This window comes from Flavonifractor sp. An306, assembly GCF_002159455.1.
GTDB lineage: Bacteria > Bacillota > Clostridia > Oscillospirales > Oscillospiraceae > Flavonifractor.
This window is the reverse complement of sequence record NZ_NFIQ01000268.1, coordinates 1-546: the sequence shown is the minus strand read 5'-3', so window position 1 is coordinate 546 and position 546 is coordinate 1. Positions and strand designations below refer to the sequence as shown.

Annotated in this window: 1 protein-coding gene; it reads left to right on the top strand. The window is 42.5% G+C overall.

Going from position 1 to position 546, the window contains the following annotated elements; all coding sequences use genetic code 11:
- On the top strand, positions 1-267 hold a 267-nt coding region (locus B5F88_RS20065), incomplete at its 5' end, for an integrase core domain-containing protein (protein WP_140402251.1).
- Positions 268-546 lie beyond the last annotated feature (279 nt).

Below are 546 nucleotides of genomic sequence, written 5' to 3'. Positions count from 1 at the left end.
TGCGCTTTGTTAAGAAAATGTGATGTTAAGCAGTCTTTTTCAAAACCGGGCACTCCTCGAGATAACGCTGTGGCCGAAACCTTTTTTGCAACGTTCAAGAAAGAAGAAGTGTACCGCCGGGAGTATTCCTCTCTGGCTGATTTTCAAAAGAGTGTGGATGAGTACATGCGCTTTTATAATGAAGTAAGGCCTCATCAAACCCTGGCATATAAAACTCCTACCCGTTTTGAGGAGCTTTATGGAAAGAAAAAGACACAAGATATATGAAAATCCTGTGTCTAAATCCGGAACCATTACGTATATTTTTGGGTGGATTTTATCCTTTTTTCATAGGCCATTCCTTTTCGGCAAACTTAAAAACTAAGTTATATCAGTAGTTAGAGAAAAAGAAAAGGGTTGTTTTTCGACTTTACAGTTCGAAAAACAACCCTGCTTCAATCCCAGTCGCTGATGAGATAGCTCCACAGCGCCATTTTGGTGGCGTAAAAGCCCTGGTATTTGTTTTCCAGGCCCAGCTCGGACAGAGAGCGGGTGGGGTAGCCGCTG